At 43.7% G+C, this 22,049-nt stretch carries 15 protein-coding genes and 1 pseudogene; 5 read left to right on the top strand and 11 right to left on the bottom strand.

The annotated features are described in order from the left end of the window. Positions 1–33: 33 nt before the first annotated feature. The 6 genes from RB604_RS18015 to bioA form a co-directional block, all read right to left on the bottom strand. Positions 34–1,125, bottom strand: a complete 1,092-nt coding sequence (locus RB604_RS18015) for a T9SS type A sorting domain-containing protein (RefSeq protein WP_055294131.1) — start codon at positions 1,123–1,125, stop codon at positions 34–36. Between the two features lie 146 nt (positions 1,126–1,271). Further along, on the bottom strand, positions 1,272–1,913 hold the full coding sequence (gene bioD, locus RB604_RS18010; protein WP_007481815.1) for a dethiobiotin synthase: 642 nt from the start codon (positions 1,911–1,913) through the stop codon (positions 1,272–1,274). 118 nt (positions 1,914–2,031) lie between these two features. Then, the gene (bioC, locus tag RB604_RS18005) at positions 2,032–2,832 is read right to left on the bottom strand and encodes a malonyl-ACP O-methyltransferase BioC (RefSeq protein ID WP_007481817.1); all 801 of its coding nucleotides are present in this window, start codon (positions 2,830–2,832) and stop codon (positions 2,032–2,034) included. Next, a complete protein-coding gene (locus tag RB604_RS18000; protein ID WP_007481819.1) occupies positions 2,829–3,530 on the bottom strand; it encodes a DUF452 family protein in 702 nt (233 codons plus the stop codon). Before RB604_RS18000 ends, bioC begins: the two co-directional genes overlap by 4 nt. An 11-nt stretch (positions 3,531–3,541) precedes the next feature. Then, on the bottom strand, positions 3,542–4,687 hold the full coding sequence (locus RB604_RS17995; RefSeq protein WP_007481820.1) for an 8-amino-7-oxononanoate synthase: 1,146 nt from the start codon (positions 4,685–4,687) through the stop codon (positions 3,542–3,544). A gap of 130 nt (positions 4,688–4,817) precedes the next feature. Beyond that, entirely contained in the window at positions 4,818–7,259 is a 2,442-nt protein-coding gene (gene bioA, locus RB604_RS17990; RefSeq protein WP_007481822.1) for an adenosylmethionine--8-amino-7-oxononanoate transaminase, read from the bottom strand. Positions 7,260–7,480: 221 nt separating this feature from the next. Here bioA and RB604_RS17985 point away from each other — a divergent pair, with 221 nt between their 5' ends. From RB604_RS17985 to RB604_RS17975, 3 genes and pseudogenes are all read left to right on the top strand, one after another. Then, a complete protein-coding gene (locus RB604_RS17985) occupies positions 7,481–9,040 on the top strand; it encodes a PD-(D/E)XK nuclease domain-containing ATP-binding protein (protein ID WP_005930618.1) in 1,560 nt (519 codons plus the stop codon). A gap of 318 nt (positions 9,041–9,358) precedes the next feature. Beyond that, a pseudogene (locus tag RB604_RS17980) lies at positions 9,359–9,559 on the top strand (helix-turn-helix domain-containing protein); the annotation flags it as partial. A 7-nt stretch (positions 9,560–9,566) separates the two neighbouring features. After that, complete coding sequence (locus RB604_RS17975) at positions 9,567–10,469, top strand: helix-turn-helix domain-containing protein (RefSeq protein ID WP_007481826.1); 903 nt, start codon at positions 9,567–9,569, stop codon at positions 10,467–10,469. A gap of 415 nt (positions 10,470–10,884) precedes the next feature. Here RB604_RS17975 and RB604_RS17970 read toward each other — a convergent pair whose 3' ends face one another. The 4 genes from RB604_RS17970 to RB604_RS17955 all read right to left on the bottom strand — a co-directional run bounded on the left by RB604_RS17970 (position 10,885) and on the right by RB604_RS17955 (position 15,150). Continuing rightward, entirely contained in the window at positions 10,885–11,478 is a 594-nt protein-coding gene (locus RB604_RS17970; protein ID WP_224206243.1) for a hypothetical protein, read from the bottom strand. 2 nt (positions 11,479–11,480) lie between these two features. Next, positions 11,481–12,455 (bottom strand): RHS repeat-associated core domain-containing protein, encoded by a 975-nt coding sequence (locus RB604_RS17965; protein ID WP_007481859.1) that lies wholly within the window; start codon positions 12,453–12,455, stop codon positions 11,481–11,483. A gap of 18 nt (positions 12,456–12,473) precedes the next feature. Then, positions 12,474–13,562 carry a hypothetical protein gene (locus RB604_RS17960; protein ID WP_055294129.1) on the bottom strand — a complete coding sequence of 363 codons (1,089 nt, stop codon included), beginning with the start codon at positions 13,560–13,562 and terminating at the stop codon, positions 12,474–12,476. A gap of 373 nt (positions 13,563–13,935) precedes the next feature. Further along, complete coding sequence (locus RB604_RS17955; protein WP_007481863.1) at positions 13,936–15,150, bottom strand: DUF4421 domain-containing protein; 1,215 nt, start codon at positions 15,148–15,150, stop codon at positions 13,936–13,938. A 207-nt stretch (positions 15,151–15,357) separates the two neighbouring features. On the opposite strand from RB604_RS17955, the gene RB604_RS17950 reads away from it, so the two are divergent. Beyond that, a complete protein-coding gene (locus RB604_RS17950) occupies positions 15,358–18,486 on the top strand; it encodes a SusC/RagA family TonB-linked outer membrane protein (RefSeq protein WP_055294125.1) in 3,129 nt (1,042 codons plus the stop codon). A gap of 31 nt (positions 18,487–18,517) precedes the next feature. Next, the gene (locus tag RB604_RS17945) at positions 18,518–19,981 is read left to right on the top strand and encodes a RagB/SusD family nutrient uptake outer membrane protein (protein WP_007481865.1); all 1,464 of its coding nucleotides are present in this window, start codon (positions 18,518–18,520) and stop codon (positions 19,979–19,981) included. Positions 19,982–20,583: 602 nt separating this feature from the next. Here the strand turns inward: RB604_RS17945 and RB604_RS17940 are convergent. Beyond that, on the bottom strand, positions 20,584–21,762 hold the full coding sequence (locus RB604_RS17940) for a DUF418 domain-containing protein (RefSeq protein WP_007481866.1): 1,179 nt from the start codon (positions 21,760–21,762) through the stop codon (positions 20,584–20,586). Between the last annotated feature and the right edge of the window lie 287 nt (positions 21,763–22,049).

Below are 22,049 nucleotides of genomic sequence, written 5' to 3'. Positions count from 1 at the left end.
CTCCCATCTCCCTTTAATTAATTTTCCTTTGAATTAGTTTATAGTAAGTTTTCTGCTTGTTTCTTCCGTTCTGATCAGATAAATGCCTTTAGGTAACAGAAGAGGTAGGGTGGATTTTCCTTGACCGATTCGTTCTGATTTTAGTAATATTCCTTGCAGGTTATAAATTTCTAAAGTACATTCACGTTTGCTTGTGACTGTCAGATTTCCGTCCCGGTAGTCGATTTTGGAGTTCAGATCGTAAGAATGGATAGAAGTGGCTGTCGGATGCAGGTCGTCTATCGACAGGATTTCAGTAGATAATTCGCCGAGCCATCCGCATTGCTGGTTTACGGCAGTATATATTTTGATAAAGTCTATTTTATCGAGGGAAACAGTTTCTCCTTTTTCGTTCACTGCCCAGTCGATTTTGAATTTGGCACCATCGGTATTATTCGGTTTGTTATCGGCATAGCCGTATGCATAAGCTACTTGTTTCCACTTTTCCGGATTGCTACTGATTTTTACCGCATTATCCGGTAACCGTGTTCCTGTAAAGGTCAGTGTCCGCTCGCTAATCCATAGAGGGTAGTGGGCTTGCTTATGTCCTTGTGAACCCATATATTGAATGACTCCGCTTTTCCCTTTATTATCGACCCATTTTATGTCTTCATCGTTTCGGTCGGGCTTGGTGTAAGTCACCGTGTAATTCTTGATACTTTGCGGGTTATTGTATTCCGAGCCTTTCAATTCGTACCATTCATCGTCCGGAAGTCCGTTACGGTTGGAGTCTACGGATACCAATACAATGCCGGGTTCCGATGAAATGCCGTAGGGGCCGTCCATGGCATTGGCATCTATTTTGAAGTCATACTCACCGGGCACATTGATGATGCTGTGGTCGAATCCCACAACGATGTATCCCCCGAAGCCTCCCAAACTGACCAGTTGGGTTGTTTTGAAAGCCTCCAGACATTTGTTGCAGATCGTTTGTTCATTATCTCCGTTTGCGTAGGCGGGCAAGAGGTTGATGAACTGTCCGGGTGCCGGCCGGTATTCGAAAACTTTGGTGGCAGAGGATTCTTGCGCTTTCAATAAAGAGGTGAAAGAGAGCAGAATGCTTACCGAAAGTATTATTTTTCTCATACTGATATTGCTTTTATGCCGATATTGCTTTTTATAATCCGGCTGTTATCTCTGTCCGGTTATTATTGTAGATCCGGTTATCATTACAGATTCGGCTGTCATTGCAGACAGCCGGGGATACAGGTTGTAAAGATAAGCAATTAATTCTATATTTCCGGTACAAGTATGAATTGTGCATCCGGGAAATATTTTTCCATCTGTTTCCGGATAAATATCAAGGTGTCCTCCTGTATCGTTTTATCTGCTACGGTGGGGTAAAGATTGTACATCACGGTGTCGAGACGGATTCCCCGGTGACGTATGGCTTCGAAGCTGAGCAGTGTATGATTGATGCTTCCTAATTTGCCGGATGTGACGAAGATAAGCGGGTATTTTTTTTGTGCTATATAGTCGATTGTGAGCAGGTCTTCGGTCAACGGTACCATAAGTCCGCCGGCACCTTCCAGCAGAACGGTGTCATATCGGCGACTGAGCTCGGCTGTGGCCTGTTCCATTTTATAGAAGTCGATGGCGCGCCCGTCCAGCCGGGAGGCGAGATGCGGGGAAGCGGGGTAAGAGAAGATTTCGGGCATGGTAAGTCCTGCGCGGTCCTCTTCGGTAGGGGGGATTCCCATGATGCGGCGGTGCAGGTCGATGTCTTCGGAATGGCCGACATTCCCCGTTTGGATAAATTTTTGTGTGATCGTCCGGTTGCCTTTTTGGGTGAGTTCACGAGCCAGGAATCCGGTGGCGTAGCTTTTTCCGGCATCTGTATCGATACCGGAGACAAAAAATACATTCTGTTTCATTGTTTCTGTGGGCCTCTCCCCCGGCCCCTCCCCGAAGGGAGGGGAGAGAGGGAGAGTACTGTTTTATAAATTAATAGTTGTTGTTTTATAAATTGATAGTTGTTATTAGATTAATAGTTTACAATACATTCTCCTCCTCCCCTCCCTTTGGGGAGGGGTCGGGGGAGAGGCTTCTTTTTTTTGCAATGATATAAATCGGGTGATAAGTGAGAGGTACGGATTGGTTGTCGCCAAACAAGCGGATGTACTCTTCACAAAAACGGTTTAGTTCGCGCCGGGTCCAGTGCTGTTTTCCGGTTCCCGTCACTCCTGTCTCTTTCAGATGGTAAAGCACTTGCAGGGGGGAGGGAAAAGAACGATGCAGTCTCTCCTCTTCCGAATGAATGAGGTCGTAGTGAGGGGTGAGTGCTGCTTCGAGTTCCGAAAGCGAGCGGTAAGGAAGTCCTTGTCCGGTCACGCTGCGTATTTCTTTCATGTTTTCCTGCCCGAAAGTGGTGATTGCGAGGTAGCCATTCCTGCTTAGGCGGTGGTGGCAACGGTGGAAGAAATTTTCCGGACTTTCGAACCATTGTAGGGTAGAACAGGAGGTCAGCAGTTCCGTATCTTCGGGGAAGTCGAGTGTTTCGGCATCTCCGGTGAGGAATATGGCACCTTGATCGAGCAGATCGTGGCAGCAGGCCTGCATTCCGTTGCAGAGGTCGTTCAGGAAAAACTGTTTCGGTTGTAAGGTGTGATAAAGCAGGCGGGAATAGTTTCCGGTGCCGCAGCCGAATTCCACTACCTTATTGAAAGGAGTTGCCGGGAGATGTTGCTGTAACAGGCAGGTCATCTTTTCCGCTATTTGTTGTTGTATGTCTGCTTTCTGGGCATAAGTGCCGATGGCTTTTGAGAAGCGTTCGGCTATCAGGGCTTTATTCATATTTCTTTCAGATACTTGATAAAGAGGGATTCGTCATAGTGGGCTTCGTTTCCGTCTATATTAGACATGGAAATTCCTTTCCAGGCTGCGCGCTGGTTAGTGGGAGGAAAAATACGATCACTTTCACCGATAATAGCCTGTTCCCATGCGAATGTCCCGGTAGGGAGTATTCGGTATTGTTCTGCGACGGCAGCAAGTTCTTCTTTCAGTTCTTCTATGCTTCGTTCGGGGGCTGTAAGCTGAAAGCGGGCAAAAACGTTTCCGTCCGCACACATCCTGCGTTGGAATTTTCGGAGGGATGCTTCGTTCAGCCCCTCCAACGTACCCATGAAGATAGCGGGCGGGATGCCCCGCTTCTCGTCAATAGGAAAAGGGGTGCCGTTAATGGCAATGCGTCTGCGAATGGGTAGTGAAACCTTTGACAGAACTTGTGAAGCGGCCCAAACTCCCATCGACCATGCCACTACATCGATGACGGTGTAACCGGTTAAAGGGGAGGTGTCGAAATCAAGTGTCCGATAGTCATAGCAGATCATAAAGTCACTGTCTTGGGGAGCATATTGTAAAAAAGGATGTTCATCCATTCCCCAGCCTGCAAAAAAAAGTAAAAGGCGCGGAGGTTCTTGCGGAGGCGACGTATGGATATGTGACGGTGCTGTGTGGGTATACAGCGATGGCGTATAGATATATTGTTTCATCAATTCTTGTGTTAAGTGGTCAATCTTACTATCTCTTCTTCACTTATTTCTGCTGTTAATGAAAAGCGGATGCGTGATGTTCCTTCCGGTACCGTAGGCGGACGGACGGGCAAGGCATAAAAACCTTTACGCTGTAACTCTTCCGCTTTCCGGACGGCTATGCTGCTTTCTCCTGTGATCATAGGTATGATATGGCTGCTTGAGGGGCAGACGTATCCTTTATGTTCCAATGTTTCTTTGAGCTTACTGCTTACCAATTGCAGCTTTTCACGTCTCTGACGGAAATTGGGCAGACGGGTGAATACGAAAGAGGTCCACTGAATGATTACAGGCGGCAGTGCAGTTGTAAAGATAAAAGTACGCATTTTATTGACGAGATATTCCCGTATCACTTTCCGGCAGACAATGTAAGCGCCTGCCGATGCCAATGCCTTGCCGAATGTACCTACCAGAAAATCGATGTCAGAGATGCATTCCTGTTCTTCCGCACATCCCAGTCCTTTGTCCCCGCGTACTCCGAAAGCGTGTGCTTCGTCTACATACAGCCATACGTTAGCATATTTTTTTTTCAGACGAACCAGTTCGCGGAGATCCGCTTCGTCTCCGTCCATGCTGAAGATGCTTTCCGTGACGATGATGATCCGTTCATATTCCGTGTGGTTTATTTCTATCAACCGTTCCAACTGGTCGTATTGGTTGTGCCGGTACCGGATGCTTTTGGCTGCCGACAAACGTATACCGTCTATTAGGCTGGCATGTACCAGCTTATCTGCCAAAATCAGTGTCCGGGCATTGCTTACAGCCGGAAGGATACCCGTATTGGCATGGTATCCGCTGTTGAATACCAGTGCCGCTTCCGTACCGAAAGCCGTAGCGAGTTGTTGCTCCAACTGTTCGCAGGCTGTGAAGTTTCCCGTCAGCAGACGTGAGGAAGAGGAAGTAGGCAGGAATGTTTCCGGTGTCAGTGTTTCCAAAAAATCCCTACGCAACTCTATATCGTTTGCCAACCCTAAATAATCGTTTGATGAGAGGTTCAGCATCCGTTGTCCGTTTACAATAACGTCCCGTCCTTCGTGCAGGATACCGGGCAATTTTCGCAGGTTACTCTTTGCTTCCAGTTCCTGCAATTCCTGTTGCATTTGTTCGATGAGGATCATATATAATAATTATTTAATGTGCCAATATGCCAATGTGCCAATGGGCTGCGCTATGAAAAAGGATGTGCCATATGGTGGAGATTGGATATTATATTTCTTTTATTCTTTCATTCTTCCATTTTTTATTTCTTCATTCTCTCATTGGCATATTGGCACATTGACACATTGGCAAATTATTCATTATTTTTACAATTCCGTTTGTCAGTCGGGTTAATTGTTCCGGTGTGATGATGAATGGCGGCATCAGGTATACCAGCTTACCGAAAGGCCGAACCCAGATACCTTCTTCTATGAACCGTTGTTGCATATAGGCCATGTCTACCGGTTGTCGGGTTTCGATCACTCCGATGGCTCCCAATATCCGTACATCGGCTACGGAAGAGAGTGCACGTGCCGGGGCCAGTTCCCGTTTCAATTGCTCCTCAATGCATTGTACCTTCTTTTGCCATCCGGATTCTAATAATAGCTTTACCGATGCGCAAGCTACCGCACATGCCAACGGATTTCCCATGAAAGTGGGGCCGTGCATAAAAGCTTCGGGGGCATGATTGGAGATTTTGTCCGCTACTTCGTTGGTGGTCAGCACGGCGGACAGAGTCATATAACCTCCCGTCAATGCTTTACCGATACACATGATATCCGGTTCTACACCTGCGTGTTCCCATGCGAAGAGCTTTCCTGTACGGCCGAATCCGGTGGCTATCTCGTCGAAGATGATTAGTATTCCGTGTTCGCGACACAGCTTTTCGGCTTCCCGGAGATATTGGGGATGGTAAAACCACATACCGCCTGCCCCTTGTACGATGGGTTCGAGGATAAGTGCTGCCAGTTCGCCGGCATGTTCTTCTATCACTTTTTTCAAGGGCAGGATATCTTCGGGGTTCCACTCTCCGTCGAAACGCGATTTCGGTTGTGGCACGAAATAGCGGATAGGCAGGGCAGAGCCGAACAGAGAATGCATACCGGTCACCGGATCGCAGACGGACATGGCATTCCATGTATCTCCATGATATCCGTTGCGGATGGTGACGAAATTGCTTTTTTCCGCTTTCCCGGCAGCATACCAATATTGCACGGCCATTTTCAAGGCCACTTCTACTGCCACCGAGCCGGAGTCTGCATAGAATATCTTCTGCATGGAAGGAGGAACCAGCGGCAACAGCAGCTTGCCCAGTTCGATAGCGGGATCATGGGTGAGCCCGCCAAACATCACATGCGACATCTTCGCCAGCTGTTCCTGTGCCGCGTTGTTCAGCACCGGATGGTTGTATCCGTGCACGGCACACCACCATGAAGACATCCCTTCGACGAGTACGGTTCCGTCGCTCAAGGTAATTGTTGCCCCATCCGCCCGTGCCACTTTGTATACCGGCAGTGGGTGAGTGGTCGAGGTGTATGGATGCCATAGGTGTTCACGGTCGAATGGTGAAGACGGAAGTTCATATCCGGCTTCCCGGATCATTTGTTTGTCTTCCGACACCTTCGAACCGAGGGTAGTCAGCAGATCTCCCACGATCGCCGAATTGATGCCGATGTGCAGCGCGCGTTTCATCGTTTCCGGTGAGAGCTGCGAACGCCCTCCTGCAAAGCGGAGATAGGCTGTCGGATTAATAAAGCGGAAAAGTGCGATAGCGGTTAAGACTTCTTCTTCGCTTAAGGAAGGCGTATGTTCGAGGGGAGTTCCCGGAATGGGGCTGAGCAGATTGATCGGGATGGACTGTACTCCGAGTTCTTTGAGAGTAAAGGCGAATTCGATGCGTTGTTCCATCGTTTCTCCCATGCCGATAATACCTCCGCAACAGATGTCCATGCCTACTTGCCGTGCGGCACGCAGGGTAGTGAGTTTCTGCTCTTGCGTATGGGTAGAGCAAAGCCGGGGAAAATAGGAAGGAGCTGTTTCCAGGTTGCAATGATAGCGGGTGACACCGGCGTCATACAAAGCACGAAGTTCATTTTCTTCCAGCAGGCCTAATGAAGCGCACAACCGGATAGAGGAATGCCGTCGCATGTGGCGGACGGAGTCGCAAAGCAGAGTAAGTTGTTTCGGAGAGGGTTTTCGTCCGCTGGTGACGAGGGAGAATCGGGCTATGCCTTGTGCTTCATTGTATTGTGCTTGTCGGAGGCATTCATCTTTACTGACGAGGTCGTATACCTCCGCTTGGGTTTGGTAGTGGGAAGATTGCGCACACCATTTACAGTTTTCCGGGCAGCGTCCGGACTTGGCATTGATGATGGAACACATGTCGAATTCGTGCTGTGCACGGGCCACGGTAATCTCATGGGCAGCTGCATAGAGCGCCTCTTTATCGGCTGTATTAGCCAGCCAAGCTGCTTGCTCGGGCGTTATATCGATACCGCCCAGCACCTGGTCTTTCATTTCTTCAATAGTCATAAATAAATTGAATGGGATTGTTTGAGCCGCTTTCTGTTTGGAGAGTGAACGTTCCGTCACGTTGAGATGCAGTTGCCCGATAGTGACCTGGCGCCCCAGGCTGGCAAAGGCAGCATACCCTTTCCGGCTCCAACAACGGAAGCGGACAACAGGTTTATGGGTATGGCGGATGGTTTTCATTCTCTTTCTTTATTTTTTCAGAATGCAGCAAATGTTTTTTTTGAACGCGGCAAATGTACAAAGAATCTTTTGAATCTATGTAGAGCCTGCTTAAATAATGCTGAGGAAAATTTGAACAGGCCCTACGCTTTCTTTTTTTCTTTCTTTCATCTGCATCCTGATATTGAACAGAAAAGTGTATCTTTGCGTTTAAGTATTTTCATTATTAAAACAACGGCCTTATGATTGATTTGAATCGTAAACTTCCTATAGGAATACAGACTTTTGAGGATATTCGTAAAGAAGGATATCTTTATGTGGACAAGACTGAATTAGTTTGGAGGATGGCTAATACGGGAAAACCTTATTTTTTAAGCCGTCCCCGCCGTTTTGGTAAAAGTTTGTTGTTGTCTACTTTCGAAGCTTACTTTGAAGGGAGAAAAGAACTTTTTGAGGGTTTGGCCATAGAGAAACTGGAAAAGGAATGGAATACTTATCCGGTGCTGCATCTTGATTTGAATGCCGAAAAGTATGATTCTCCGAAAGGACTACATGCTATTCTTAGCAATCACCTTACTCAGTGGGAGGCTAAATATGGAAAAGGAGACGATGAATTAACTTTGTCCAATCGTTTTATGGGAGTTATTCGTCGTGCTGCAGAATCAACTGGCAAGAATGTTGTTGTCTTGATCGATGAATACGACAAGCCGTTACTTCAAGCTATGCGGAATGAGCCGTTACTTTCTGAATTCCGGGATACTCTAAAAGCCTTTTACGGTGTACTGAAGAGTGCCGACCGTTACTTGCGTTTTGCTTTTCTGACGGGGGTAACAAAGTTTGCACAAGTCAGTGTATTTAGTGACTTGAACCAGTTGCAGGATATAAGTTTATGGTATGACTATGCCACTGTTTGCGGTATAACGAAAGAGGAGCTGACGGCTGTTTTTCGTCCGGAACTGGAGGTTCTCGGTAAGGTCAGCGAGTTGTCTTATGAAGAAACGGTGGATGAGATGACGCGTTTGTATGACGGTTACCTTTTCCATCCGGCCGGTGAGGGAGTCTTCAATCCGTTCAGTGTGCTCAATGCGTTGAAAGCAAAGGAATTCAATGATTATTGGTTTCAGACCGGGACACCTACTTTTCTTGTAGAGTTGCTCAAGCAAAGTGATTACGATCTTCGGGTTCTGATTGACGGCGTGGAAGCTTCTTCTGCTGCTTTTTCCGAATATCGTGCTGATGCGGAAAATCCTATTCCGTTGATTTATCAAAGTGGTTATCTGACGATAAAAGAGTATGATAAACGTTTTAAGGTATATCGTTTGGGATTTCCGAATGATGAGGTGAAGTATGGCTTTATGAACTTTATTCTGCCCTTTTATACTCCTATACCGGATGGGGAGCGTCGTTTCTATATAGGTAAGTTTATTCAAGAATTAGAAAGTGGTGATGTTCCTGCCTTTCTTACCCGTTTAAAGGCTTTTTTTGCTGATTTCTCTTATGAACTGAACGAAGAAAAGGAACGTTATTATCAGGTCATTTTCTATTTGGTATTTAAATTAATGGGGCAGTTTACCGAAGCGGAAGTACGTAGTGCTTGCGGCCGTGCGGATGCTGTCGTAAAAACTCCTAAATATATTTATGTATTCGAGTTCAAGCTGAACGGTACTGCAGAACAGGCTTTGCAGCAGATAGATGATAAGGGATACTTGATTCCTTATCTGTCTGATGGGCGTGAGGTTGTAAAAGTGGGAGTAGAGTTCAGTGCCGCCACCCGGAATATCAGCCGGTGGTTGGTGGAATAAAGTGTTATTTTTCTTCTTGTATTTCTTTTTTAGATAGAAGTTGAATCCGATTATTTAGACCTCAATTACAGATTTTATGATACTGATACAAGGAGATTATATGTAATCTGTAACTGGGGTTATACAATCCGTAATTAAGGTTGTCGGAGTGACAGGATTATCTTGTACTTTTGTAATTGATATGCAACCGAGGTACTTTTGAGGATTAAATAGCAATAATTATGGATAAGATATTCAACTTGGGCAGTGTAGACCAATACCACAAATTGTACGGTTTTGAAACTTTGAATCCGTTGGTCAGTGCAATCGATTTGAATGAAGCCACCCGGCAGGATACCACAGGAACACATTCAGGAGAAAGTGATCGGAATGGCAAAGGAACGTATGGGCGGTACAGAGGATACCGTCAGCCAGATTGCCTATTTGCCGGAATCCCAATACCCGCAGCACTTTTGTCGTCTGTTCAAAAAGCGGGTGAGGTGCACTCCTGACGAATACCGTGTACCGAATAATCAGTGAGAAGAATATGGAGAAGAAAAATACATTGGACTTTAATACCGTGCATGAATGTAACCGTTGTTTGGACTGCAAGACATTGCATCCTCAGGTGAGCCTTATTAATCTGGAGAATCCGTGTCTGGAGCAGAATACTGTTAAGTTCGAGTTCTACGCTATCTTGCTGATAGAAGACTGTCCGGATGAATGTTCATGTTGCGGCCGGAAATATTATGATTATTCCAATGCGACAATGGTATTTCTTAAACCGGGTGAAGTTTTCCGTATGAACGAGGAAAAAACCTTACCCGGTAAAGGCTTTCTGTTGGTATTTCACCCGGACTTGTTGTTTCAGACCACATTGAGGAACCATATTAATAATTACACATTTTTCTACTATCATAAAGAAGAAGCACTGCATCTGTCGCAGCGTGAAACGGAGAAAGTTACTTGTTGTCTTTGGAATATAGAGGAAGAACTGCATCATTCGATTGATACGCATAGCAGGACTATCCTTTCACGGCATATCGAATTATTGCTGGATTACTGCACTCGTTACTATGAACGTCAGTTTATCACCCGTGAAAACAAGAATAAGGCTATTCTGAAAAAAATGGAGCAGTTACTTGAGGATTATATAGGTTCTGGAAAATTGCAAAGCGGGAAACTTCCTGCACCCGATTATTTCGCGGAAAGACTCAACCTCTCTTCTGCTTACTTTACGGACCTGTTAAAATTTGAAACGGGTAAGACTTTGGAACAGTATTTCCAATTCAAACGGTTGGAGGCTGCCAAACGAATGTTGATGGAATCCGGTACAACGTCCACCGTTGTTGCCCGGCAATTAGGTTATCCGAATGTACAATATTTCAGTTTTGTCTTCAAGAAAATAACGGGCGTTTCACCAAGCGATTACCGATATTCACAAAGCTAAAATCAACAATGGAAGAATTTAGGATTGATATGCGCAAGTCTGAAGAGACCAATTCCGGTGAAGGAGTTCGTTGTGTACAACTCTACTTTTAGATTAATCATATTATGATAAGGTATTTTGTTTTTCATAAATGACAATATTGTACTTATGAAGGTGGTCTCTATTTGTTTTGAAATGCCAAAACCTGCATGGTAATTGATTTTAGACGTTATAGTGTACTCTTCTAAGTTTTTAAAAGTAATTGATTAATTTCCAAATAAGTGTTTGCTGTTCTTTTGTAAATGGCAATTTTTAATAGAAAATAGGTGAATATCCTCTAATATGTATTTTTTTGTTATACATTCCTTCTCGGGATATACCTTTGTATACTATAGAAATAAGGGTTGTCTTATTTAAGTTATAAGAAATAATAAATCTAATTATTACATTTCAACTCAGGTTGCTTATAATGGTGGTATATTGTATTGAATCCAGTTTTTTTATAAATAGTAAAATCATTTTTACAAATGTAGTAAACTATACCTTTCTGTGCATCATCAATCACCATCGGAGGTATATAGATTATTCTCGGATCGCCGTCAGGTATATTTAGAGGTATATTATACTCACGATTTCTCCAATCTAAATCTATCGCATCATATCGAGACAAAACATCAATAATTTCTTGGGTAATCTCTTGCTTGGGATCATTCCAATAAAACAGTTTTCCTTCTCGGATTATGTATTTATTGGGGAAAAGATCGTTTTTAGCTCCAATTGTATCTCGAATGTGCGGATAGATTTTATTTACTGCTCCACCAATGCCAATAACATAGATATCTTCGTTTTCAATGATATCTATAGCGAATATACTGTCAGCTTTGAATAAATTAGAAGTATTGATGAAGTCAATAATACAATTATTGATTGCGACATAGATATCTCCATTGGCAGATAACGATTTTTTCCATACAGCACAGCCCGAAACTGCAAGCATAGTGATTAATAAAATATAATATCTTATTTTCATAATCAATAAAGTATTGGAGGATATCCTTTTGTCAGTATTATGAAAGTATGAAAACCTTGCGGAACATGATTTTGTTTATGCTCCATATCTCCGCCCGGAGTAGTTAATCCGGAAGGTCGTAATCTATCTGCAAGAGGTGCTGTGGATGGATGAGTATGCCATGAAGTATGTGGAGCTATATTACCATACAAATCCGGTCTGACACTATATATACTCGGGGTTGAATGAGATTTGTTATATCTATTGTTTTCGTATTTCCCCATATGGATATAGCTTACATCGTTTTGCTCTGGATCTGAAAAATAAAAACCTGCAACTTCTCTTCCAATCATTTCGGAAAAATCGATGGCGAAATTTTGGAATCCTTCAACAGTTGGTTGCTCTTGACCTCCTACTTCCCAAACATTAGCATTAGTCTTAAAATTCATACCATCACTTAAGATGCCTTTTTCTATATTATCAATTCGGGTTCGAGCTTCTCCATTTTTATTTGTTTTAAGCACATAAGTATCTGTCTTTTTATCATATTTAAAACGACCAATCTGGTCAAAGTCGTCATCGGTTTGTAGAAATAAATGCATTTCTCCTGTTTTATCATCAAAACGATACACATCCATACCATTTGGATCAATATATCTTATAGGATTATTCATACAATACGCATAAGGACTGATATGATAATATTTTTCAGTAAGTGGATCTATCGATGTAAACTTCTTATCATTTGGATTAAGAGTAATTGATTTGAGAACACTGTCACTTTCGTTTAATAAATTTAAAGATAAGGTGTTTTTATCAAATTCTATGCTACGTATTTCGCTATTGAGGTTTGTGTTTGCCACTTTAAAATGCATTTTAGGCATTTCAATGATTGGCTTTACACTTTGTTCCGGTGCAAAGTTGTCATAAGGAGTTTGTGCTAAAGCGTTCAACGCAAAAAAGGTTGTCATACTCAAAAATAAGACTTGTCTTTTCATAATGTACATGGATTTATGTTATTTTTTTGTATTCAGTTTTGTTTGCTTTACTTTTATATCATTGACCATTCTCTCATAATCTTCTGATTTTAACGTAGAATAGCCAATTTTTGTAAGATATTTGAATGTGGAATCCATTACTTCAAACTCTTTCATAAGTTCTGGGAACTTGGCGATATCTCTATATCCGTTCAAACCCATATCGATTATTTTACTGTCTAATCGGAATTTTAAATCGTTTCCTTTGCTAATTTGTAATTGGCTATTGGGATAGTACCGTAGACCAATGTCGTAACACCTCTTGATAAAGTCATCTGAATATCTTCCTGTTTTATGCTCATAATAATTTAATAAGTCACATATACAAAATGCAACAGATTCAATTTTTGATAATGGTTTCATAAATAAGCCACTTTCTATAGCAACTTCAGAAACATTGAAGGTTTCCATGATAAAGCTTGATCGGGAAAATGTTCCTGTTGTCATTTCCAGATTCCACCAATTTCCCTTCTCATCTTTGTGTTTTACATAGCAGTGCATGGGGACAACCGCTATAAACGCCTCCACATGAACTTCATTGGCTAAAATCTTATAAAGAAATGGTAATGACCTACAATTACCTCTTTTTCTTTTCAAAAGACGTGAAACCAATGAACTTTCTATATTTGAATTACTCATAAAATTTTCAAAGTCATACTGATACGGTTTGAAATCATTTTCAGGAATACTATCAGACATATATGTAAAGACAGCCCAATTTCCGGCAGTTTTATACTGCCTTAAATTACGATTATCTATCATTTTATCAAGTATAGGTTTTATTCTCAATATTTCATTGTTATAATCCTCCCAACTCATTTGGCCTTCATAATAGGCATTTTCTACAAGAAAAACCGCCTTTTTAAAACTTAGAGGTTTTTCCCCTTTCAACATCTGGCTTATTTCATTTATGGCGATGTCGAAGTTCTTTTGGATATTAGTTGGTACGGGATGGGATAAAGCATTCTTGTTGGTATGAAAATCTGTCCATTTTTGGCCAGAATTGAATGTTTGTGCATTCATTTGTAAAAAGATTGCAAAGGATAATATGTAGATTAATCTTTTCATTTTTACAAAGATTATATGGGTGTAGTCAATATTATCAGTTAATTAACTCTGTAAATTACGTTGTTCAATAGATATTTTACGTTACCAACAAAAATACAAAAATATTTGAGATAAAATTGCTGTTATATAATAAATTTTTAAATGTTTTCCATTTATTTCTTCGTAGGGTTTGATCCCTAATACAGAAATAAATCCTTGCATAAAGAAGATGTTGCGGCATGATACTTTTACTGATACCATTGATAATACATTTTCTTTTTTCTAATACTCTGATTTTTGTTAGATTTATTCTGGTCAGATTGTTCCTAACCTTTGGGGAGTAGAGTTCAGTGCCGCTACCCGGAATATCAGCCGGGGTTGGTGGAATAAGGCATTATTTTTTCTTCTTGTATTGCTTTTTTAGATAGAAGTTGAATCCTGCATATACTTGTAGGGTACCGAAACCATTGTTCATCGAGAAATTATCCCGGTAATAGTCATACGATCTGCCGACGAAAGAAGTGCCGGCAAAGTATTTACTGTTGTTATAAACCACTCCTGCACGCAGGATAAAATCAATGTTGAAGTTTTTGTACCAATCATTGGTTTGTGATTCTATCTTTTCGATGCGTGATGTCTTGTAGGCTACGGCGGGAGTGAGCGAAAGGCAGGCCAGCCAATTACGGGCAAATACCCAGTTGTAGGCATATCCAAACGTGAGGCTGATGTTGGTATATTTGATATGTTCTACTTTCATATCCTCGTTCATACTTCCTTGGATAGCCTGCGGCAATCGGGTATAGTCGAAGTTCAGATCATGCGTGGAGATAGAGAAACCGGCGATCATTGAACCGGCACTTCGTCTTTGGTTGGTACTTTGGCTGAAAGCTGCCGGATAAGAGAAGCGGCGGTAATTGAATACATAGAAGAGATTTAACCCTTTCATGTCTACTTTCAGACCGTCGAAGCTTTCGGAATAGTCACTGGCAATATCATCGAAGCCGGTCACTTTATGTATTTTATAATCGTTACCCGTGCGACGGTAGAAGATATCCACTCCTAACTTGGCGCTGTAAAGGCTCAAATCGAATTCCGTACCTTTTCTTTTTCCTTTTTGCTTGCCGTAAAGTCCGTCCGTGTCGATAGACCATCCTAAGAAGATCCATCGCCAACCGAAGTAAGGGCCGATCTTGTTGCGCGGATTGGGAGAGAACCGTAATCGTTGTGATTCGGGAGTATTACTGCCTATGGCGTAATATTCGTAATTCGTGAAATGATCCAGCATTAAAGCATAGTTATATCGGTTGGGCCCGATATAAGTCGTATCGATATCATTGGGATTAAACAGATAATTGAAAGCCCTTATGAATCCATTGGGACGCTTTTTCGTTTGCAAGCTATCTGCTACTGCAACTGTTTTTTCAATTTCTCCGCTTTGGGCAAACGAAGAAAGCGGAAATGATAAACAAATGAATAATAATAATGTGCCAATTAATAATGTGTCAATGTGCCAATATGCCAATGTGCCAATGGGCTGCGCTGTCCGGTGGGGGAGCACATTGACATCTTTTCTCATTTTCTTATTTTCTATATCGACACTCTTTCCCATTATTCTGATTCTTTACATTCCCCAATTTTTTCATTCTTCCATTGGCACATTGGCATATTGGCACATTGGCAAATTATTAACGCGAATGTAGCGTTTCCTCTCCGTTTATGCTAATATTCCTCTAAAATTTGTTTTCTTTCTAAAACAAACTTCCGTAATTTTCTGTTTAATAACACATACAATTCAATCCTAAACCACAAAAAAATTATGAGAATCAATCTACGTTTAGTATTAACGTTTCTTGCTATTGTTGTGTCTGCTACTTTGTGGGCGGCCGTGCAGCAAGAAATACGAATTTCGGGTACGGTGATATCCGATGGAGAGCCGTTGCCCGGAGTCTCTGTACAAATAAAAGGCGAGACTACCGGAACAATCACCGATATGGATGGAAAATATTCCATTTCCGCCCCTTCGGATGCCATACTCGTTTACCGCTTTGTCGGATTAAAAACGGTGGAACAGCCGGTCAACGGGCGGAACATGATAAATGTCACTTTAGAGTCTGACAGTAAAGAACTGGATGAAGTCATGGTAGTGGCCTATGCCACCGCTAAGAAATATAGTTTTACCGGAGCTGCTTCTACCGTAAAGGGAGACGAGATAGCGAAGTTGCAGGTAGCCAGCGTTTCCCGTGCCCTTGAGGGTACGGTTTCGGGCGTACAGGCCAGCGCAGCCAGTGGCCAGCCCGGTACGGATGCGGAAATCCGTATCCGGGGTATCGGTTCTATCAATGCTTCCAGTGCACCGCTTTATGTGGTGGACGGTGTCCCTTTCGATGGTTCTGTCAACTCCATCAATCCCGATGACATCGCTTCGATGACTGTATTGAAGGATGCCGCTTCGGCCGCCCTTTACGGTTCACGTGGTGCCAACGGCGTGATTATCATCACCACCAAGCAGGGGCAGACGGACTCTAAAACGACCGTCAACGTGAAAGCCTCGTTCGGAGGTTCCAACCGGGCTGTACGCGATTATGACCGTATCGGTACCAATGACTATTTTCAGCTCTATTGGGAAGCGCTACGCAACCAATACGCCAAGGATACGGAAAACTATACGCCTGCCACCGCTGCCGCACAGGCTTCTAAAGATCTGGTGACGAAGCTGATGGGTGACGGCCCTAACCCTTATGGCACTAACTATCCGCAACCGGTGGGTACGGACGGCAAGCTCGTGGACGGTGCCCGGCCCCTTTGGGACTTTGACTGGAGTGATGCCATGGAACAACAGGCTTTGCGTACCGAACTCAATCTGAATGTATCCGGTGGCGGACAGAAGAACCAGTATTTCTTTTCCGCCGGCTATCTGAATGATAAGGGTATTGCCCTCGAATCGGGCTACCAGCGTTTTAATCTCCGTTCCAATATCACCAGTGAGATGACTTCCTGGCTGAAAGGGGGCGTGAATATGAGCTTTGCGCATTCCATGCAGAACTATCCGGTTTCTTCGGATACGAAAACCAGCAATGTGATCAATGCCGGCCGCACCATGCCGGGGTTTTATCCCATTTATGAAGTAAATGCCGACGGCTCTTTAAAGACTGATGCGAACGGGGAACTTATTCCCGATTTCGGGTCGTACCGGCCTTCCGGATCGACGTCGAACTGGAACTTGCCGGCTACGCTTCCTCTCGATAAGTCGGAACGTATGAAGGATGAATTTTCCGGACGTACTTTCCTGGAAGTGACCTTCATTCCCGGATTGAAATTCAAGACGAGTTTCAATTTCGACCTGATCAACTATAACTCACTCGACTTCACTAACTCCCTTATCGGACCTTCCGTGACCACCGGAGGTGGATCGAGCCGTGTGAACACCCGTACTTTTTCGTGGACGTGGAATAATATCGTCACTTACGATAAAACCATCGGCGAGCATCATTTCAATATCCTTGCCGGGCAGGAAGCCTATTCGTACCGTTATGACGAACTCTCTGCATCGCGTACCAAGATGGCTTTGCCCGATATGCCCGAACTGGTGGTAGGCTCGCAGCTTACGGGCGGTTCCGGCTATCGCATCGACTATGCTTTGGCAGGATATTTTACCCAGTTGCTTTATGATTATCAGAGCAAGTATTTCTTTTCCGCTTCTTATCGTCGCGACGGTTCTTCCCGTTTTGCACCAGAGACGCGTTGGGGTAATTTCTGGTCATTGGGTGCTTCCTGGCGCATCGACCGGGAGAATTTTATGATCTCCACGTCCGACTGGCTTTCTGCTTTGACTCTGAAAGCCAGTTACGGCGCACAGGGAAACGATAACTTAGGTACCTATTATGCCAGTAAGGGGCTTTATGCCATTGTCTCCAATTTGGGAGAGAATGCACTGTTTTCCGATCGTATTGCCACTCCGAAATTGAAGTGGGAAACCAATCTGAATTTCAATGTCGGCATCGACTTCTCCTTGTGGAACAACCGTGTATCCGGTTCGTTCGATTTCTTCCAGCGCCGTTCGAAAGATCTGCTCTATTCGCGTCCTGTGGCTCCGTCATTGGGGTATAAGTCGGTGGATGAAAATGTAGGTGCTTTGAAGAATACGGGTATCGAGCTTTCTCTGAACGGGACGCTGATCAATACTCAGGATTTTATCTGGAAATTAGGTCTCAATCTGACACATTATAAGAATGAGGTTACCGAGTTGCCTTTGAAAGACATGCCGCCTTCCGGAGTCAATAAGTTGGCGGTAGGACGCTCCGTTTATGACTTTTACACCAAAGAGTGGGCAGGGGTGGATCCCGAAAACGGAAATCCGTTGTGGTACATGGATATTCTCGACAAGGATGACAACGTCGTAGGGCGCGGGACTACCAGTGTCTACAAGGATGCTACCGATTATTTTGTCAATAAGTCCTCTTTACCCAAAGTTTATGGCGGTTTCAATACCTCCTTCTCTTACAAGGGGGTGGAGCTGTCGGCTATATTTGCTTATAGTGTAGGCGGGTATATCATGAACCGGGACATAACGATGATTCTGCACAACGGCAGTTCTGCCGGCCGCGCATGGTCGAAGGAGATATTGAACCGTTGGACTCCGGAGAACCGTTATACGGATGTGCCGGCATTGGCTACCACTACCAATAACTGGACGTCCTATTCCACCCGTTTTTTGCAGAATAACTCGTATATGCGGCTAAAGAACCTGACTTTGTCTTACACGCTTCCGAAGCAGCTTGTCAGCAAGGCGTCATTGAGTAACGTACAGGTTTTTGTGCAGAGTGATAACTTGTTTACCATTCACCGCAATCAAGGTCTCGACCCTGAACAGGGGATTACCGGATTGACTTATTACAGGTATCCTGCCATGAGATCTTTTACCGGGGGGATTAATGTGACGTTTTGATTTATGATTCACAGTTTAAAAATTCACGATTATGAAATATATATTTTCTTTTATGGCTTCTCTGCTTCTATTGGCGGGATGTAGCGGTGATTTTCTCGATAAAGAGCCGACAGATTCCGTAAGTTCCGATGAAGTCGGTGTGCCCGGCAATGCCGAACGGTTGTTTAACGGCGCCTGGTACAATCTTTTCGAATATGTTTATACGCTTGCCAATAGCGGTTACCGTGGGCTTCAATGCCAGGACGACATGATGGCGGATGATGTTGTTTCCCGTCCGGCTTATGGCTTTAACTCGTCTTATCAGTTCAACGACATCGCCATACCCAACAATACCCGTACCTCTTTTGCCTGGTATCTGATGTATAAGACGATTGATAACTGCAACACCGCCCTTGCCATACAGGGCGATACGGAAGCGCTCCGTCAGGCACAGGGGCAGGCATTGGCGCTTCGGGCTTTCTGCTATCTGCATCTGGCACAGCACTACCAGTTTACCTATTTGAAAGACCCTGCGGCTCCCTGTGTCCCTATCTATACCGAGCCCACTACGGATGATACCGCTCCCAAAGGGAAATCGACCGTGGCACAGGTCTACCGGCGTGTGTTTGATGATCTGGCTCTCGCTAAGGATTACCTGAAGAACTATACACGTAAAGGTGACGGGCAGAAATTCAAGCCGGATGTAAATGTCGTCAATGGGCTTTTGGCCCGTGCCTATCTGCTCACCGGGCAGTGGGAGGAAGCTGCAAAGGCTGCTGCCGCCGCCCGTCAGGGTTATTCGCTGATGACCACTGCCGCCGAGTACGAAGGGTTCAATAACATCTCTAATAAAGAGTGGATCTGGGGGCATCCGCAGACGCTTGCCCAATCCAGCGCTTCTTATAATTTCTATTTTCTGGATGCCACCCATGTGGGGGCTTACAGCAGTTTCATGGCCGATCCCCATTTCCGGGATACATTTTCGGACGGGGATATCCGCCTGGAGCTTTTTCAATGGATGCGTGAGGGATATTTGGGATATAAGAAATTCCACATGCGTGCCGATGATACGGCCGATATTGTATTGATGCGTGCTTCCGAAATGCTATTGGTGGAGGCGGAAGCATTGGCTCGCGACGGTTTCCCGGAAAAGGCGGTAGTGCCTTTGAATGAATTGCGTCATGCCCGTGGCCTGGGTGATTATGATTTAACCGGTAAGTCGCAGCAGGATGTTATCGACGAGATTTTGATGGAACGTCGCCGGGAATTGTGGGGTGAAGGGTTCGGGATCACCGATATCTTGCGTACGCAGCAATCCGTAAAGCGTACCATGCTTTCTGCCGAGGAGCAGAAACAGGAAGTGGATGCCTGGCAGGAAGGCGGAGGGTTCGCTAAAAGGAATCCGTTGGGACATTGGTTTGTTACTTTCTCCGAGGGAGAGGTATTTGTCCCGAACAGTACCAATTATCTGTATGCTATCCCGAAAGAGGAGACGGATGCGAATCCGAATTTATGATAAGAGTTGTTTCGTTGACACATTGTCAACTTTGACTTTTTGCTAAAGCTAACCTTGTAGAATTGCTTTGTTAAGGGATGGATAGGAATGGCTGCCGGAAATCTTCTTTATTGGAAGTGTTATTGGGGTGAATAGTTTGTATTAGAGGCAATTGTGTGATAAATAGGCCGTATATGTTTCTTTTATTGTGCATTTTGTCTTTATAATCTGTATTTGCTGTGATTTTAGATAATTGAGCATGATCGGGATTCGGACATCAACCAGCGTGAAAAAGCGCCTTTTGGAGAGGAAATAATTTATCTCGTAGAGTCTCTTGTCGTTTCTCGTAGAGTTTCGGACTGTTCCTCGTAGAGAAACCGAACTTATCATGCCGGGATAATGGAGTTGACATACCGGGATAAATCACATATTTATCCGGATAAGGTAAGAATATACAGAAAAAGCTGCATGATATTTGTTTTATTATGCAGCTTTTTCTCTGATTGCGACTTTGCTTAGAAAGTGCTTGTTATAAAAATCATCAATAAGAGAACAAAAAGATGTTTATAAGGCTGTTTTGATGATATTTGGCTAATACCGTTCTCCATTCTTGATGGCAAATTTTACTTGTTGGAGAACATCCAAGTCCATTTATGCCAGATGCTTTCCAAAGGTCCTTGCTTGTGTCCGGATAGCCACCATTTACAGAACTGTACTTGCAGGAGGAACAATACAAAACCGATCAATACACTGACTGTATATCCGCAATAAGGGGCTAAGTAAAGTCCGAAGGGGAAATAAATAATAGCTCCTGCTATGGATTGGGTGATATAGTTCGTCAAACTCATCTTGCCATAAAAACGTAGGCTGGCTACTGCATTTTTGAATTTCTCTTTCTGATAGAGAATAACGAAAGAGGCTACCAGTACAATGGTGAATGCAAACTTCTGCCACATGTCGAAAGCAGTGCCTACGGTTTGCTTAACTAAGTCGCTGTCGCTCTGCATAATCAGCTCTTTGAGTGAATAGAGCGGTGCAAAACTGATAGCTGCAAGGATCAACGCCTTTATCCAGAATTTGAGATGCAGTTCCGAAGTGACGAACAGTTCCTTTCTTCCTATATACAGTCCCATGAGGAAAAGCCCGGCTGTTTGCAGGAAACGTCCTGCACCGATTGCCCAAAACAGGCTTGCCTTTTGTCCTAATGTGATATTTCCTATCAGGAAATCCCAAAAGTTTCCGGCTTTTGTATAATCCGCTACTTCCTGATACATGGCTCCTACGCCTAAGTCGGGCAATGCATGCGAAGGATCGAAAAGAGACATGAAGTAATGATACCACTCTATGGGTTGCAGCAGGAGGAAAATAGCTGTGATCAGGATCGCTTTATCACTCCATTTGCGTACTAAAAACAGGATAATTCCCACGATAGAGAAAAGCAACAGAACATCTCCGGCAGGGAAAAAGGCTGCATTCAGCGTGGCAAAGGCCACCAATAAAACTAATCTCCAGAGAAAGCGATAACCAAAATCTTTTCCTTTCTTTTGCTGATTATGACATTGGATATAGAATGTGAATCCGAAGAGCAGAGCAAATATTGCATAAGATTTTCCGGCAAAGAGCGAAAAGATAACGTTGAAGGTTCCGTTATCGAGTATGTTCAGCCATTCGGGCGAATCTGTCGGATAGACAGGAAAGATGAAATGCTCTACGCTGTGTACAAGGAGAATAGCCATTACAGCAAAGCCTCTTAAGGCATCTACCACTTCGATACGTGGTGTTTTGTTTACGGTTGGTTGCATGTGGTTAGTGTTTTATCGTTTTTTTTGTTTAATTTATTTTGCCTGTAAAGATAGAACAAAAAAGGGGAAAAAGTGGGATATATGGATAAAGTAATTGTTTTTTTCTTATGAAATATAACCGGAATTTTAATAAAAAGAGGAGTTGATGAAACCTTTTGGCATACCTTATTCATTTCTTTGCACAAAATAACGGCAGCCTGTGATATGCGGAGATTTTTTGTTTTATAAATCCAACTGTTTTTTGTAGCTTTGTAAGCAGATAAATCTTGTGTAGGAGAAAAACAGAA

Origin of the sequence: Bacteroides salyersiae (assembly GCF_031172035.1) — a bacterium.
GTDB classification, from domain to species: Bacteria; Bacteroidota; Bacteroidia; order Bacteroidales; family Bacteroidaceae; genus Bacteroides; species Bacteroides salyersiae.
Note: the sequence above shows the minus strand (reverse complement) of the source record. Positions and strands in the feature narration are given on the sequence as shown.